General features: G+C 59.3%; 13 protein-coding genes and 1 tRNA gene. 7 read left to right on the forward strand and 7 right to left on the reverse strand.

Going from position 1 to position 16,559, the window contains the following annotated elements; genetic code table 11:
* Nucleotides 1–83: 83 nt before the first annotated feature.
* A complete protein-coding gene (bilR, locus tag DXD16_RS07840) occupies nt 84–2,114 on the reverse strand; it encodes a bilirubin reductase, long form (RefSeq protein WP_117655720.1) in 2,031 nt (676 codons plus the stop codon).
* A gap of 901 nt (nt 2,115–3,015) precedes the next feature.
* Here bilR and DXD16_RS07845 point away from each other — a divergent pair.
* From DXD16_RS07845 to DXD16_RS07870, 5 genes are all read left to right on the forward strand, one after another.
* Nucleotides 3,016–3,432: a tyrosine-type recombinase/integrase gene (locus DXD16_RS07845; RefSeq protein WP_117655721.1), complete on the forward strand. Its 417-nt coding sequence runs from the start codon at nt 3,016–3,018 to the stop codon at nt 3,430–3,432.
* 135 nt (nt 3,433–3,567) lie between these two features.
* Entirely contained in the window at nt 3,568–4,482 is a 915-nt protein-coding gene (locus DXD16_RS07850) for an ORF6N domain-containing protein (protein ID WP_117655722.1), read from the forward strand.
* Between the two features lie 719 nt (nt 4,483–5,201).
* The gene (locus DXD16_RS07860) at nt 5,202–6,764 is read left to right on the forward strand and encodes a PTS transporter subunit EIIC (protein ID WP_117655723.1); all 1,563 of its coding nucleotides are present in this window, start codon (nt 5,202–5,204) and stop codon (nt 6,762–6,764) included.
* A 38-nt stretch (nt 6,765–6,802) separates the two neighbouring features.
* On the forward strand, nt 6,803–7,072 hold the full coding sequence (locus DXD16_RS07865; protein WP_117634623.1) for a hypothetical protein: 270 nt from the start codon (nt 6,803–6,805) through the stop codon (nt 7,070–7,072).
* A 19-nt stretch (nt 7,073–7,091) separates the two neighbouring features.
* The gene (locus DXD16_RS07870; RefSeq protein WP_233502673.1) at nt 7,092–8,420 is read left to right on the forward strand and encodes a 6-phospho-alpha-glucosidase; all 1,329 of its coding nucleotides are present in this window, start codon (nt 7,092–7,094) and stop codon (nt 8,418–8,420) included.
* A gap of 72 nt (nt 8,421–8,492) precedes the next feature.
* On the opposite strand, the gene DXD16_RS07875 is transcribed toward DXD16_RS07870, so the two are convergent.
* Together DXD16_RS07875 and DXD16_RS07880 are read right to left on the reverse strand one after the other, a co-directional pair.
* Nucleotides 8,493–9,350, reverse strand: coding sequence for a MurR/RpiR family transcriptional regulator (locus tag DXD16_RS07875; RefSeq protein WP_117634627.1), 858 nt, complete (start codon nt 9,348–9,350; stop codon nt 8,493–8,495).
* Between the two features lie 438 nt (nt 9,351–9,788).
* Nucleotides 9,789–9,865: transfer RNA gene (locus DXD16_RS07880), tRNA-Met, on the reverse strand.
* Nucleotides 9,866–10,061: 196 nt separating this feature from the next.
* On the opposite strand from DXD16_RS07880, the gene DXD16_RS07885 reads away from it, so the two are divergent.
* A complete protein-coding gene (locus tag DXD16_RS07885; protein ID WP_117655724.1) occupies nt 10,062–10,835 on the forward strand; it encodes a type III pantothenate kinase in 774 nt (257 codons plus the stop codon).
* A 99-nt stretch (nt 10,836–10,934) separates the two neighbouring features.
* Here DXD16_RS07885 and DXD16_RS07890 read toward each other — a convergent pair whose 3' ends face one another.
* The 4 genes from DXD16_RS07890 to DXD16_RS07905 form a co-directional block, all read right to left on the reverse strand.
* Nucleotides 10,935–12,131: an ATP-binding protein gene (locus DXD16_RS07890; RefSeq protein WP_117655725.1), complete on the reverse strand. Its 1,197-nt coding sequence runs from the start codon at nt 12,129–12,131 to the stop codon at nt 10,935–10,937.
* 166 nt (nt 12,132–12,297) lie between these two features.
* Nucleotides 12,298–12,999 (reverse strand): hypothetical protein, encoded by a 702-nt coding sequence (locus DXD16_RS07895; RefSeq protein ID WP_117655726.1) that lies wholly within the window; start codon nt 12,997–12,999, stop codon nt 12,298–12,300.
* A complete protein-coding gene (folP, locus tag DXD16_RS07900; protein WP_117655727.1) occupies nt 13,000–14,733 on the reverse strand; it encodes a dihydropteroate synthase in 1,734 nt (577 codons plus the stop codon).
* A 94-nt stretch (nt 14,734–14,827) separates the two neighbouring features.
* Entirely contained in the window at nt 14,828–15,580 is a 753-nt protein-coding gene (locus DXD16_RS07905; protein ID WP_117655728.1) for an NAD-dependent protein deacylase, read from the reverse strand.
* Nucleotides 15,581–15,693: 113 nt separating this feature from the next.
* Between DXD16_RS07905 and DXD16_RS07910 the strand changes: the two genes are divergently transcribed.
* Nucleotides 15,694–16,512, forward strand: coding sequence for an exodeoxyribonuclease III (locus tag DXD16_RS07910; protein WP_117655729.1), 819 nt, complete (start codon nt 15,694–15,696; stop codon nt 16,510–16,512).
* The last annotated feature ends 47 nt before the right edge of the window (nt 16,513–16,559 follow it).

Below are 16,559 nucleotides of genomic sequence, written 5' to 3' on the forward strand. Positions count from 1 at the left end.
TCAGCGGGCGCTCTTATTGGCAAAAAGGCGGGGAGCACCGATACGGCACTCCCCGCCCACTCAATACGCGATGGCTTTCTTGCTTAGAGCTCGTTGGCCGCGTGATACGCCGTGCGAATGGCGCTCGCGATGTCGGCGGTGCGCTCGCCCGAGCAGTCGCCCACGCAGGTCACGGGCACTGTCACGCCCTCCAGGTCAAACGCGTTGGCCTTGGAGCCCACGGCCATCACCACGTAATCGCAGGCGATCTTCACCGGCTCCTCGACGCCGTCCTCGGTGGTGCGAACGGCCTCCACGCCCTCGTCGGTAATGGCGGTCAGGCGGGTCTTCACGTGCTGCTCAACGCCATGCTCGGCAAAGTCGCTCATAATCAGCGGCAGGATGGTCTCGGACTCGCCCGCGGCAATCTTGTCGAGCATCTCCACGATCGCCACCTCGCAGCCGTGCTGCAGCAGGTACTCGGCAGTCTCGGTGCCCACCAGGCCACCGCCGATAACGGCGACGCGGCCCGTAAGCTCCACCTTGCCGGCCAGCACGTCCCAGCTCGAGACGACCTTCTCCGAATCGGCACCCGGAACGGGGATGACCACGTCGTGCGCGCCCACAGCCACAATCGCGGCGTCGGCAGCGTTGAGGTCCGCGGGGCTAGCGGTATGGTTGAGCTCAACCTTCACGCCCAGGCCGGGCAGAATCTTCTCGTAATACTCGACCGAGCGCATGATCTCGTCCTTGCGCGGAGGCGCGGCTGCCAGCACAATCTGGCCGCCCAGATGATCGCTCGCCTCGTAGACGGTCACGTCGTAGCCGCGCTTGGCCGCCACGCGCGCGGCCTCCAGGCCGGCAATACCGCCGCCCACCACGGCAATCTTCTTGTCGCCCTCGCCCGGCTTAATGGCGATGGTCGCCTCGTCTCCGTTCTCGGCATTGAGCACGCACGAAATGTACTTGCGGTTTTGGATCGCATCGACGCAGCCCTTGTTGCAGTTGAGGCACTCGCGAATGGGCTCGCCCGTGGCGGCCTTGAGCGCAATGTCGGGGTCGCACATGAGCGAACGGCCGTAAGCGATGATGTCGGCCGATCCGTCTTCCAGGATCTTCTCGCCGGCCTCGACCGAGACAACGCGGCCGACGGTTGCCACCGGCACGGAGACCAGGGCCTTGACGCGCTCGGCCACGGGCAGCGTCCAGTTGTAGGGCATGGCGCCCATGGGCGGAATGGTGTCGCCCATGTTGCCGGTGTGGTTGGCCTGTGCGACCTGGATCATATCGATGCCCGCGCCCTCGAGCAGCTTGGCAAACTCGCAGGCCTCGTCGGGCAGCAGGCCGCCCTTGCCGCGCGGCGTGCCGTCGGGGTTCTCCATGATCACGGGGAGCTTGTACTCCACCATCAGCTCCGGCGCGGCTTCCTTAATGGCGGCGACGACCTCCAGCGCATAACGGACGCGGTTCTCGAACGAGCCGCCATACTCGTCCGTGCGCTTGTTGAGGATGGCGGAGCACAGCGAACCCACCAGACGGTCGCCGTGGACCTCGATGGCGTCGATGCCAGCCTGCTGCGCGCGGGCGGCCGAGGCGGCGATGGCCTCCTTGATCTGGGTGAGTTGCTCCACGGTGGCCTCGTTCACAAAGTGCTGCATGTCGTGGTGCAGTTTGGCGTAGGCCTGCTTGCGGATCTCGTTGGACTCGGCCATCTTGGCGGCGAAGGTCTCCTCGTCGCCGGCGGCCTTGGCCTCCTGCGCGGCCTTGGCGGCAGCCATGGAGCCCATGACCATGCGGCCGACACCGGGCACGTCGTACTCGGGGTGGAACAGCTGCAGCGCGACCTTGGCGCCGTGCTTGTGGACGGCGTCGGCCAGTGCCTTAAACGTGGGGATCTGGGCGTCGGTCGCCAGCTTGGGCGTGGGGCTCGCGGTCATGACGGGAGCGACGTCGCCGATGACGATGTAGCTCACGCCGCCACGGGCCAGACGCTCGTAAAAAGCCAGGCTGCGCTCGCCGATGGAACCGTCGCGCTCCTCGTAGCCGGTGGTCAGCGGCGGGAACATAATGCGGTTCTTGAGCTCAAGGGGGCCAACCGTAATGGGCTGGAGCAGCTTGGATGCAAGTGCGGTCATGGATATTCCTCTCTTGTAGGCGCGGCGGCGATGATGCCGCGTAGTTGTCTAGAGGATATGGCATGGGAGCACGGCGACGCAACGGAAATCGGCGGATAGCGGGTGAGGGCTGGTGGATGGGGCAGGGTTGGGTTGGGGGTTTGTCTCGATCTGTAACAGTTACTCGGCAAATACCGTTCCTCGTGTTACAGATCAAGACATTCCCCTCGGCCCATCCTCAACAATCTAAATCTGTAACAGTTAGACCCACTTTTGACCTCTACCTGTTACAGATCAAGACAAACCAACCCGGTCTGCCAGAACATCTAAATCTGTAACAGTTACTCGGCAAAAACCGTCCCTTGTGTTACAGATTTAGACAAACGGAGGCCGGCTGCTGGTTTGTCTCGATCTGTAACATCTAGCCGCCCAAATCGGGCCTACCTGTTACAGATCGAGATTTTGTTTGAGAGGCTAGAGACCAGAAGCCCGAGTGGAAAAGCGGACAGGCCGACGGCATCGCCCCGCCGTCATACCGAGGACCGCGCCACGGCAGCCCGGGCGTGGGCCAACCCCGCAATTCCGGACATTTCATCCCTTTTCCGGACATTTTTAGCCCGTTTCCGGACATTGTCCGCGAATGTCCGGAAACGGGACCGTCATGTCCGGGATGGGATTTGGCCAACGGCAGCCCCCAGTAAAGGTTCCCAACCCCACAGCAGAGTTCCCTAATTCACGCCGCGCCGGTGCACGCCGGCATTAGTTAGCCATGGGGAGCGACAAAGGGGTAACCCCTTGGGTCATCGATGCCACCGCGGCCAAGGTGCGACATTACTGCGACAGAGGTGCGACATAGAGCGACCACTCTATTCGACCGACGAGCGCTTCGACCGGATATTCCGCCCGCTCGAAGGCGAGGCGGATGCAGGTTCAGGGCCTCTCCCAGACCCCGGACACCCCGGTGTGCTCGGACAGCGACTTCGGTTTCCACGACCCCGACAACTTCTCGACGTGGCAGAAGGGCCACTTCATCGAGCACGGTCTCGGCAGGATGGAGGAGGCCGAGGAGGGCGGCCGCAAGCGGAGGCTCTACGTCGGCTACGACTTCCACGAGCTGAGACACACGCAGGCCACCTTCCTGATCGGCAACGGCATCGACCCGAAGAGCGTGCAGGGAAGGCCCGGCCACGAGGTGTCGAGCATGACGATGGACGTGTACGCGCACATGATGGGAGGGAACGACCGCGAAGCCGCCGATCTTCTGGAGATCCAGCGCGAGGCGGGCGCGCCCATCACCATCGACGGGAGCCGGATCACCGTCATGGCGAAGGAGGCTTAGGGCAGACGTCGCCACGACGAAGCACACTCCCTCCCTAACGTCAGGGGTCATCGCCGCTGGACCGGCAGGCGATAAAGCCCAGGATGATAAAATGCTTTCGACGCAGGAGCGTCCCCATCTTTGAATCGAGGAACCATGAGCGATTTTGATGCCGAGGACGAATCGGTCGAAACGAGCGCGCCGATAGCCCCGACCGATTCCGCAAACATAGAGCCCCTAATCCATACCGTCCGTGGGCAGCAAATCATGCTCGACACCGATCTCGCTCGGTTATACGAGGTAGAGACAAAGAATCTCAACCGCGCCGCCGCACGCAACGCCGACAGATTCCCCGAGGACTTCCGTTTTCAACTGACCAAGGAGGAGGACGAGTCTTTGAGGTGCCAAATTGGAACCTCAAAGACCATGGAGGGCCGCGGCGGGCGACGTTACCTCCCCTATGCCTATACCGAGCAGGGCATAGCCATGCTGTCCGGCGTGCTACGCAGCGAAGTGGCGGTGCAGACCAGTATCAGTATCATGAGGGCGTTTGTCGCCATGCGCCACCTCCTCGCCGAAAATGCCACCCTGTTTGAGCGGCTGCGCGGCGTCGAGTTGAGTCAGGCGGCGTTTCAGCAATCGACCAACGAGCGTTTCAACCAGGTGTTCCACCTGCTCGAAGGCGAGGTCGAGAAACCCCAGCGGATCTTCTTCGCCGGGCAGATGCTCGACGCCTTCAGCCTGCTGACAGATCTCGTGGGCCGCGCCGAGCGCGAAATCTCCCTCGTGGATGGCTACGTAGATGTCCACACCCTGAACATCCTCGCAAAGAAGCGCAAGGGCGTCGCGGTGACCGTCTACACGTCCGGCAACCGGCTCACGCAAGGCGATGTCGACGTGTTCAACGCACAGTACCCGCAGCTCACCGTCCGCCGCACCAGAACGTTCCACGACCGCTTCCTTATCCTCGACGGTGCGACCGCGTATCACATCGGCGCATCCCTCAAGGACGCGGGAAAGAAGTGCTTCGGCATAGACCTCATCCAAGACGATGAGCATCAAACGGCTTGAGCGTTATCCGACCTCTTGCCACAAGCCCTAAAGTTTGAGCATGATCGCTGAAAGCCTCGTTAGTCAACATGTCAAAGTAGGCCCTGGTCCGCAAGCCCTCGATAATGTTTGCCGAGGAGCGTCAACCGGCAGAACTTGCTCTCCATCGCCGCGTTCCACATATGGTCGGCGCCAACTGGAACCAGAAGACCATGCCGGTTGTATTTCTGGAGCAGTGAGAACACCCGGTTGTTCCTGGGCTCTGCTGGAGGCATAGCGTCTGTTCTTCCTTCGTCCTTTGGCCCATACGACGGATCCAGCCTGTATTCATAGTCCTCTGTTGGGAAGAACTTTTTCGACTCCCCCTCCTTTCCTCCAGGATACACGGATGGCAAGAGTCGAAACGCCTCCTCAATATCCAGACTTCACACGAGCCTGATGCAAATAGAGATAGACGGATTCCAGACCTGGCAAATCAAGACACGACCAGCCGCTCGCACCCAAAGCCGTTTGCCTAAAAATGTATACCGCTGGCCGAAATGGAAAGATGGTAACAGCGAAAAAGACTAGCCGAGCTCGTTTTAAGCACCGTTTGTTCCGTCCCGCATGTTTTGTGAACACTCTATCTATCATGAAGCCAGTAAACAGAGGTGGACATCAACATCCAACGCCGGCAAGCATGTGAGCGCCTCCTCTGTCCAAGGGGCAAGCCCCCGAGATTAGTTAGGAGAGGGGAAGAGATGGATAAAGTCAAAACGGCCTTCCAGAACTTTGGCCGCGTTATCGTCGACCCTATTTTGTACCTTTCGGTAACGGGCATCATTTTGGCCATCGCCACGGTATGCTCGCTCGGCAGCGGAGTTGTCGCAGATCTGGGCACGCTGCTCTCCGCGGCAACCAACTCCGCGGTGATCGGCAACCTGCCGGTGATTTTCGCAGTCGGCCTAACGGCAGGCTTCGCAAAGAAACAAAAATCCAACGCGGCAGTGTTTGGACTTATTAGTTACCTCATGTTCCTGTATGTCAACAACGCCTACCTGACGCTCACCGATCAGCTGGCAAAAGCCGGCGCGATGGGTCTGTATGGCACTGGCCAGGCAACGGTGCTGGGTCTTCAAGTTACCGATGTCAACGTCTTCGGCGGCGTACTCATCGGATGCTTCTGCGGTTGGCTCTATAACAAACTGATCGACGTAAAGGTATCGGAGTATATCCGGATTTACGGCGGACCCCGCCTGGCCCTTCTGGCGATGGTTCCGCTGAGCATTGTCTTCGGCATCGGAGCGACTATCGTGTGGCCCCCTATCGCCAACGCCATCAGCAACGCTTCTTCATTCATCGCAGCCTCGGGTGGTCTGGGCGTTTTCATTTACGGCTTCCTGAACCGCGTCCTCGTACCTCTCGGCATGCACCACTTTATGTGGATGCCGTTTGACTACTCCGCGATTGGCGGCACGGCGGTCATCGCCGGCCAGAGCGTTTCTGGCGCAGCAAACATCTTCTATGCCGAGCTTCCTCTTATCGCCGACGGGTCCCTCACCACAGTCGACCCCTCTGTCCGCTTTGCCATGTTCGGCTTTGGCAAGGAATTCGTAACCCTTGGCACCGTGCTCGCAATGATTGCAACCTCCCGTCCTGAGAATCGAAAAGCCGTTGCAGCCATGCTGGTGCCTATTTACATCACAGCCATGCTCTCCGGCATCACCGAGCCGCTTGACTTCATGATCCTGTTCGCGTCTCCGATTCTCTGGGTTGCCTACAGCCTGTTCTACGGACTGGGCGAGATGCTCCTGTTTGTCCTGGGAGTCCGCTTGCTTAACATGTACGGTGGCATCGAGCTGCTCACGCTCGGCCTGCCTTTGCCAATGGGCGTCACCAAGTTCCCGATTTACATCGTCTTGGGCATCGTGTTTGCCGCCGTTTCGTTCATCGTTCTGGCGATGGTAATCAAGAAACTCAACCTCATGACGCCCGGCCGTTCCGCAGAGTGGTCTGCAGAGGTCTCCGGAGACAACAATGCTCTCGAGTCCTCCGGAACGCCGGAAGTCGACGCAAAACAGCAGGAGATGGTGCAGAACATCATCAACGGCCTTGGCGGCAAGGACAACATCAACACCATGGGCTGCTGCATGACTCGTCTCCGTGTCGAGGTCAAAGACCCCAGCAAGGTCAACGAAGAGACCATCAAGAAGGCTATCGACAAGGGCTTGTTTAAGAACGGTACCAATGTCCAGATTGTTGTGGGAACCAACGTGCACTCCGTCTACGACCTGCTGCGTCCCATCCTTAATCTGGAAGATTAACGATCGCCTAATCGACGGGCGATAAGCGAGGAGACCTCATGCTAACCAAGACGTTTCATTCAATCCAAGACATGTTCGAACGTTTGCTCAACATGTATAAAGAAAAGTCGACAAAGGGTCTTCTCGCTCTCATGGCTGCATTCGTATGTGGTTTTATCTGGCCGCTCCTTGGTCTGCTCGCAGCGGTTTGGACCCGGCATTCAGGAAGGCACACGGACGCAGGCAGCATTGCAGGCATGGCAGCGGTTATCAACATCGCTACTTACTTCATACAGATAGTGGTCAAGATTATCTGCGGCTCAATTTGATTTGAAAGGCATGAACAACATGAACGGATACAAGATTGTCATCTGCGGCGGCGGCAGCACCTATACCGCCGGCATCGTCAAAGACCTGATCGACCAAAAGGATGAATTGGGGATTCGCGAGCTTTGGCTCTATGACATCGACGAGGAGCGCCAAGATACGGTCGCCGTGGTGGTTAAAGCAGTCATCGATGACCTTGCTCCCGAGATTCCCCTGCATGTAACCGTCGACCCCAAAGAAGCATTTACAGATGCGAACTTTGTTATGGCGCAGATGCGCGTGGGCGGGCTCAAGATGCGTATCCAGGATGAGCAAATCAGCCTGCGCCATGGCGTAGTCGGCCAAGAGACCTGCGGAGCAGGTGGCATGGCATATGGCATGAGAACCATCTTCCCCATGTGCGAGCTTGTCGATTTCTGCGAGGAGTACGCCTGCAAGGACTACTGGATCGTCAACTACTCCAACCCCGCTGCCATCGTAGCCAAGGCAATGCACAAGCTGCGTCCTAACGCTCGCATTCTCGACATCTGCGATATGCCAGTGGAGATTGAAGCCCGCATGGCAGAGATTTTAGGGTGCGAACTCAACGACATTGAGGTCGACTACTTTGGCCTCAATCACTTTGGGTGGTTTACCAACGTACGCTGCAAGGGCGTCGACGTTACGGACAAGCTCAAAGAACATGTGCGCAAGTACGGTTACATTTCCGAAGCAAGCCTCAACGATGCCTTGGTGAAGGACCCAGATTGGGCCCACACCTTCAAGAATGCGGCAACGATTTCTACGCTATTCCAGGATTACCTCCCCAACACCTATTACCAGTATTACCTGTTGCCCGACGCCTGCGTGGAGTACATGGACATCAATAACACGCGTGGCATGCAGGTCGTAAACGGCCGCGAAAAGCGCATCTTCGACGCATCTGCGGCGCTTAAGCGCGGTGAAAAGGTCGATCTCACGCAGTTCTACGTAGGCGTGCATGGCAAGTTCATTGTCGATGTCGTCAAGTCTCTGGCAAAAGACCTGCGCCATCGCCAGCTGGTGATCGTGCCCAACAATGGTGCAATCGAGAACCTCTCGGACGACGCGACAGTCGAGGTTCCGGCGTACATCACTGATCGAGGAGCCGAACCGATTCGCGTCGGGAAGATTCCCCGCTTCTATAAGGGCCTTATCGAACAGCAGGATGCCTGTGAAGGCCTTGTGGTCGAAGCCGTTATCGAAGGTTCCTACCAGAAGGCACTCGAAGCCTTCGCCCTCAATCGCACGATTCCCTCAGCACGCGTGGCCAAGGAAGTCTTGGACGACATGATCGAGGCGAACAAGGGCTATTGGCCTGAGCTGAAGTAGAGGAACCGCCCAAATACCAAAAGCACAAAAGATGGCCCCAAGGCAATTGCCTTGGGGCCATCTTTTATATGCCTAGATCTCAGCAAAACTCGTGAAGATGAATGAATCGGCCTCGTGTTTTACACGATAGTTCTCTTGATAGTCCTGATTGAATATAAGCGAATAAATAACCTGAAGCGTATACGTGAGCGAGACCAAAGAAGAGTAATTTGCCACCTTTCCAATCACGCGTTCTGATTTTGGAATGGGCAAGACAGTATCGCATTGCCTGGCGAGCACCGAATCAGAAAACGCCGTAATTAGACACGGCTTGATTCCGCGCTCGGAAAGAGTGGCAGCGTATTTGGAATAGTCATAGTGAATGCCACTGTAGCTTAGGAATAAAAACAGGTCGCCGGGCTTGCCGTTTTTAACATGCAGTGTCTGCAGGCCTCCGTCGTCCGCCATGGTGACATGACGATCGAGCTTAAGAAGATTGTTGCGAAAGATGCATCCCGCCAGGTAGCTTTCCCCTTTGGCAAAGATGTAAATTCGTGGGGCGCTAAGAACCGCCTTAGCGATTATGCTTAATTTGGCGCTATCGAGCTCGATTTTCGTTTGATCTATGATGCCCTTCAAGAGATTCGCAAGGTTACCCTCGATGGCCTCAATTGAGTCGGTGCTGTCAAAAGGACGATTGCGATCAACGGTGGCAGCCAGAAGATAATCCCCGCTTATCTCCTGGATGAGTTGCATGATCAACTCTCGATAGCCGCTTAGGCCCAGTTTCTTGCAAAAGCGGATGATAGTCGCGTTCGAAGTATAAGTCTCCTGTGCGAGCTTTGCCATAGTGAGGGTCTTAAGGTCGCCGGTATGATTGAGCAGATAGGTAGCAATAGCTCGGTCGGTTTCATTAAAAGACGCGCTGTTACGCAGGCTATCAAGAATCATGGTCGCTCCGATCGCTTTAGTTTGCCGCTTAATTATGTCATTATCAAAACGACGGGCAGCCCTTCATGCACTGACTTACGCCCTGCGATCTCTCTTCTGGTATTCCGCATATAACGGCAACATTAATTGCGAGGAGCGTGTCGCTCAGTTCCTAGAGAACAAATGCGAAGAGGTTCGATTGCCTGAGTTCACTGCCCGCCTTGAGGCAAAGAGACGGCCCCGGCCAAGCTCCATGCGGATTTGAGGCAGCATGGTGCTTGTCCGTCGGCATCCTACAACCCGTAATCCCTACCCTCTGTTTCTGTGCTGGCTGGTTCAGGCAGGCGCCCTGTTCAAAATAGGCTGTTTAAAATTGATTTCGACCAAAATTCGACCAAGATTGAAAGTCAAAAAAGAAAACAGCCCAGAGGAACAATGCCTCTGAGCTGCTAAAAGTCTTGGTCGCGGGGGCAGGATTTGAACCTACGACCTCCGGGTTATGAGCCCGGCGAGCTACCAGACTGCTCCACCCCGCAATGTCTGGGCGCCTCATGTGCGCAAGAAAGAATATTACGCGGGAGTTCGGTAAGCGGCAAGGAAAATCTCGTAGAGCATAATTCCTTCATATTTAAACCCCTCAGCCCATATCACCGTAAGCGAATCGCGGCTCAGCGGCCCCGACGGCGCGTATACAATGGTGCGCGTCCTTTTACGCCGACACCTGGAGTAGACATGCTGCTCGCTATCGATATGGGAAACACGCAGACGGCCATGGGCCTGTTTGACGGAGACAAGTTGGTGCAGTCGTGGCGTATGCCCACCGACCGCTCCTATACCGCCGACGAGGTCCACGTGCGCCTGATGGGTTTCTTTAAGATGTACGACCTCTCGCTCGGCGCGGTCGACGCGATCGCCTTTGCCGGCGTGGTGCCACAGCTCTCGCGCGAGTGGCACGCCGTGGCCAACCGCATTGCCGCGGACGCCATCGTCATTGGGCCGCAGACGGCGGCCGTGACCAAGCTGCGGGCGGCGCGTCCCCAGGCCGTTGGTGCCGACCGCATCGCCAACGCCGTCGCTGCCGAGACCTTCTACGGCGCCCCGGCGATCGTGGTGGACTTTGGCACCGCAACCAATATCGACGTCATCGACGAGGACGGCTATTACATTGGTGGAGCGATTGCGCCGGGCATCCGCATTTCGATGGACGCGCTCGCCGCCCGAGCCGCCAAGCTCGCCAGCGTTCCGCTCGAGGCGCCCGAGCACGCCATCGGCCGCGATACCGAGGAGTGCATCAAAGTCGGCGCCGTAACGGGCGCCGCCGCCATGGCCGAGGGCTTGGTCGCGCGCATGAAGCGCGAGCTGGGGCGCGAGGACGCCACCGTTATCGCCACGGGTGGCCTCGCCAGCATCGTCGCCGATTCAACCGACGCCTTCGACGTGGTCGACGGGCAGCTCACCATCAAAGGCATCTGCGAAATCTACCGCCGCATGCAGAGGCTGGGGTAAGGCGGGGTTTAAGTCGAGCGCGAGCGGCGAACTAGGCAACGCATCGGTCCTATTCCTCAAAATCAAAATTTTTTCGATTTTGAGGAATAGGACCTTTTGCTAAGCCTCGCCGCACAACCACCTCGCCAGGTCCACGATCTGCACCCCATCGCGATCCGTGGCCTCGTGATGCGTGCGGGCGAGAATCATCTTGGGGTACGCGTCGCCAATGCTCAGCAGTGGTGAAATCTCGCGTTCAAATGTCTTATCCGAGCTGATGTCGTCGCTCACCTGAATATAGAGCTTCTCGCTCCGTTTGATTGCTACAAAGTCTATTTCCTTTTTATAGAGCACGCCGACATATACCTCGTATCCGCGGCGCAGCAGCTCGACTGCCACCATGTTCTCGTATACGCGTCCCCAATCCATATCACGTGTACCAAGAAGCGCATATTTAAACGCATGGTCCGCCAGATAGTACTTCTCGCCGCTCTTAAGGTATTTTTTGCCACGAATGTCGTACCGACGAACTTTATAGAAGGCAAACGCATCGCACAGGTACCCCATGTACGTGCCGACCGTCTTGTTCGTAATCTTTAACCCATCCGCATTTAATGCATCAGTAATGTTGCGTGCCGACGTAATGTTGGAAACGTTGTCCATCATGTAATCGGCAATGCGCAGCAGCGCCGATTCGTTTCTCACGTTATGCCGCTGCACGATATATCTCACAATGAGCGTCTTGAAGACGTTGGAGAGATATTGATAGCGCTGCTCCTGCAGTGGATAAGGGTAAGAGCCGGACATACCGCCGGTTCTCGCGTACTCATCGAAGTCGCGGTCGACCTCGCCCTCGTCGCCATAGAGACGATACTCCTCAAACGAGAATGGGAAAACCTCGATCTCGAACGTACGCCCCGTAAAGAGCGTCGACAGATCGCTCGACAGCAAAAAGGCATTCGATCCGGTAATGAATATGTCGTACTGCTCGGATGCGTGAAGGCTATTGATCGCACGCTCAAAACCGTCGCACATCTGAACTTCATCGATAAGCAGAAAGTTTTGTTTGCCGGACACTCGATGCTCTTTTACATAGGCGAGCAGCGCGTGATACTCGAGCAGGTTCTCGAACTCATCGAGGTTGTAGTTGATATGGATGACATTCGAATTGGACAGATGTGCCTCCACGTAATCGCGGAGGGCCTCGAGCAATTTTGATTTACCGCTACGACGGATGCCCGTGATGACCTTGATGTCCGGCACGCCAATAAGACTCGTCAACGTGTCCATATATGACGTTCTATTGATGAGTTTCATCGGGGCCTCCTCGCGGTCTTTTATCGCTATTCCTCAAAAACGAAAATTTTTCAGTTTTGAGGAATAGGATGCTGGCAACCCATTCCCCAGATAGGCGAAACCCTCCCCGGCACAGGCCGAGGAGGGTCTTGTTGTCATCGTTATCTTTGAGTGCGGGCGCCGCGCGCTACAGCCCGCGAATGCGCACGGCCTCGGGCGGAAACTCTTGCTCGCCGGCGTCAGTCTTAATGGTCGCGCGGCCCCAGATGTCCAGGCCCGCAAACACGCCGACCGCGAGCGGCAGGCCGTTGGGCGACACCGCCGCGACCTGACGACCCAGCAGCGGCACCATATCGAAATACTCGCCCAGCACCGGGGCCAGCGGGCCGGCAGCGCCCTGTGGTGTGTTGGCGGCAACCGCCCAGGCGTCAACGCGAGCGAGCACCGCCGCGGCCAATGCCTCGACCAGTACCTCGTCGCCCATATCCACGCCGAGCTCGCCCAGTGCCGAACGCTCAATATCCACCGTCACCGCGGCAAACATGCCCGCGGCACCGGCACCGCCGTTGACGGCGACGCGCGCGAGCGACGTCTCAAACGCAGGCGCGCCGCACACGATGCCACTCGGCCACTGGATGCCCACCTTGCCGGCAAGCCCCAGGCCCGGCGTTGCGGCCGTGCCCGCGAGCGCGTCCATCATGCCCATTGCGGCCACAAACGGCAGGCCGTGGAAGGCGTGCATGTTCACATCGGGGCGCACGACCAGCGAAAACGTCAGCGATGCATCGCCCGCGCTCCACGCGCACCGGCCCGCGGACATGCCCTCGCGGCCCGCGTCACGCGCCGCGTCGAGCTCGGTACCGGCGACAACAGCATTCATCTCGATCATCTACATACGCCCCAATTCGCCCACGATATGGCCCACGCGATCCTCGGGCTCCTTGACCTCGACGCCGTTGAAGCGGAAGAACCGCGCCGGGTCGTGCATCAGGTCCTCGAGCGGCACCAGCACAAAGTCGCGCTCGCCGATCAGCGGATGCGGCAGGCGCAGCTTTTTGCCGCCGTGAGTCTCGCCATCCATCCACAGCAGGTCCAAGTCGATAGTGCGTGGGCCGTTGACCTTAGCCTTCTTGGAACGGTCGCGGCCCAGCTCGAGCTCGATCTTCTGCAGCTCGTCGAGCAGCACCAGCGGCGCCAGCTCGGTTTTGATCTCGATAACGGCGTTGGCAAACGCGTCCTGGCGCGTCTCGTAGGCCGGCTCGCTCTCGTAGATGCGCGAGGAGTTGGACACGCAGGTGAGCGGGATCTCGGCAATCATGTCGCGGGCGGCGCGGATGTTGTCGCAGCGATGCCCCAGGTTGGAACCCACGGCCACAAACGCGCGACGTGGCTGCGGCTTGGCGACAGCCCAGTAACCGTTCAGGAACTGCGCGAAACCGGTGACGTCGTGCACGCGCACGATGTTGGCACCGGCCTGGATGGCGCCCAGGCACACGCCAAACGTGGCGGCATCGCGCGCGGCGGCCTCGGTCACGCCCGAGACGGCGCCCACAAAACGCTTGCGCGACACGGCGCACATGAGCGGATAGCCCAGCGACGCCATCTTGGCGGTCTCGCGCTGGATGACGATATCCTCGTTGGCCGTCTTGCCAAAGCCCGGACCGGGATCGATGCAGATGCGGTCGCGCGACACGCCGGCATGGATGAGCGTGCGGGCCTGATCGGACAGAAAGCCCATGACGCGGCGCATGATGGGCGCCGAATCGGGCAGGGTAAAGCGGCGGAGCTGCGAGGTGGGCACATAGGCTTCCTCACGGCGGGCACTGCGGCGCATCATGGCGGCCAGGTGGTCGCTGGGCTCTGGTGTGGCTTCGGTAGCTGCGGGCACGGTCTCGGGTGCAGCGGCGGCAGGGGCAGCCTGCTCGGCAGTCGGCGTCTCTGGCTCGTCAACAGGCTCGGGCGCGGGCTCCGATTCGCCAAACGGCAGCGAGGGCTGCACCACGCCACCCGGGAGCTTTGCCTCGGGCTTAGGGTCGCCCAACAACTTGCCGCGACGGCGACGAGCGGGCTTCTCAGCCTCGCGCGCAGCCTCGGCGGCCGCCTCGCGCGCCTTCTCGGCAACAAACGCCGCGGCCGAAGTATCGAGCTGCACCGTCGCGTGCGTACGAGCGGGTGCGGCGACCTCGCCGGCGTGCATTACGATGACGCCGCAGGTGCTCGTCTTAACGAACTCGACCATCTTGGGGTCGGTGAAGCCCGTCACATCGTTGACAATCGAAGCACCGCAGCGCACCGCCGCCTTGGCAACCGCCACATGACGCGTATCGATCGAGACGATAGCGCCCTCTTTGGCGAGCGCGCGCACGACGGGCAGCACGCGACGCGCCTCCTCGTCGGGGTTGACCGGGGTAAAGCCGGGGCGCGTGGACTCGCCGCCCACGTCGATGATGTCGGCGCCGGCATCGAGCATCGCCAGGCCGTACTCGATGGCGGCATCCGGGTCGAAGTGCTCCCCGCCGTCGCTAAACGAATCGGGCGTCACATTGAGGACGCCCATGATGCGCGGACGATCAAAGCTGAGCTCGTACTTTCCGCACCGCCATGTCTTGCTGTCGTTCGCCATGAACATCCTCCTAAAATGCCCACGCCGCCGCGCTCGGGCGCTGACGGCGGGGTCGCTTTGCAATCAGTCTTTCTATTGTATCCGCGCGCGCGGACTAGAACGCAAACGCGGCCGCGATGTCGCAAGAAATCAGCAGGTCGGCATTTGCATCCTGATCGGTGGGCGCCAAATTGCAAATGGCCAGCGTATCGCCAGTAAAGTAACGCGTAAGGCCCGCCGCCGGATACACTACGAGCGAGGTTCCGCCCACGACGAGGGCGTCGGCTGCGGCGATGGCAGCAACGGCGCCGGTAAGCACACGCTCATCGAGCGGCTCTTCGTAGAGGACCACATCGGGCTTGATGCGACCGCCGCACGCAGGACACACGGGCACGCCCACGGCATCCTCGTGCTCGCGCGCGCAAATCCATTCGGCGCTGTAGACCGCGCCGCACGTCTGGCAGATATTGCGGTGGACCGAGCCGTGCAGCTCAAACACGCGCCGTGAACCGGCCACCTGATGCAGGCCATCGATGTTTTGCGTCACCACGGCGTCGAGCTTGCCGGCACGCTCCAGCTCGGCCAGCTTGGTGTGGCAGCAGTTGGGCTTGGCGCCAAGCGCGATCATCTTGGTGCGGTAGAAGTCGAAGAACTCGGCCGGATGCGTCTCATAAAAGCTATGCGAGAGCATAGTCTCGGGCGGATAGGAAAACCGCTGGTGATACAGACCGTCCACGCTGCGGAAATCGGGAATGCCGCTTGCCGTGGAAACACCCGCGCCGCCAAAGAAGACCACGTGGCTATGGGTTTCGAACAGCTCCGCCAGCGCGGCGGAGGCCTGCTTGGGATCCGATATTGCCTGCGTCATATATGTCCTCCGTCCGTGTCTCCGGGACGGCGGCGTTCGCACTATCACTCGCGGACTCCGCCCCGCTCTAGTTGCGTTAATCTTAAGCCTGCCAACCCCGTCGAAAGGACACCATGCCTCAGACTTACACCTTTGCCTCGTGGAACGTTAACGGTCTGCGCGCCGTGCTCAAAAAGGACCCGAGCTTTATCCAGATCGCGCAGGAGCTCGATGCCGACATCCTGGCGCTGCAAGAGACCAAGCTGCAAGAGGGCCAGGTCGATATCGACCTGCCCGGCTATCACCAAACCTGGAGCTACGCCGAGCGCAAAGGCTATTCGGGCACCGCGGTCTTTAGCCGCCAGGAACCGCTGCGCGTGCTGCACGCCGATGCCCTGCTGCCCTACGCCGGCGAGGGCGAGGCGGCCGAGCTCGTAGCGCAGGCTGCAACCGAGGGCCGCGTCTGCGCGCTCGAGTTCGACAAGTTTTGGTTTGTCGACGTCTATACGCCCAATGCCCAAAACGAGCTCGCGCGCATCGACGTGCGCATGGCGTGGGACGATGCCTACCGCGGCTTTTTGGGCGCACTTGAGCGCGAGGGCGGCAAACCCGTCGTAACCTGCGGCGACTTTAACGTTGCGCACGAGGAGATCGACCTTAAGAACCCCAAGTCCAACCGCGGCAACGCGGGCTTTTCGGACGAGGAGCGCGGCAAGTTTACCGAGCTGCTCAACGCCGGCTTTACCGACACCTGGCGCGCGGCAAACCCCGACGTCGAGGGCGTCTACAGCTGGTGGAGTTACCGATTTAATGCGCGCAAGAACAACGCCGGCTGGCGCATCGATTACTTCCTGGTGAGTGACGCCATCGCCGACAACGTACGCGACACCGGCATCCGCGGCGACATCTTCGGCAGCGACCACTGCCCCGTCACCCTCGCGCTAGAGCTCTAGCCCCAGCTGATCCCCTGGGGACGGAGGAAAACGAATCATTTTGGGCC

The organism is Collinsella sp. TF11-5AC, assembly GCF_003436775.1.
Taxonomy (GTDB): Bacteria; Actinomycetota; Coriobacteriia; order Coriobacteriales; family Coriobacteriaceae; genus Collinsella.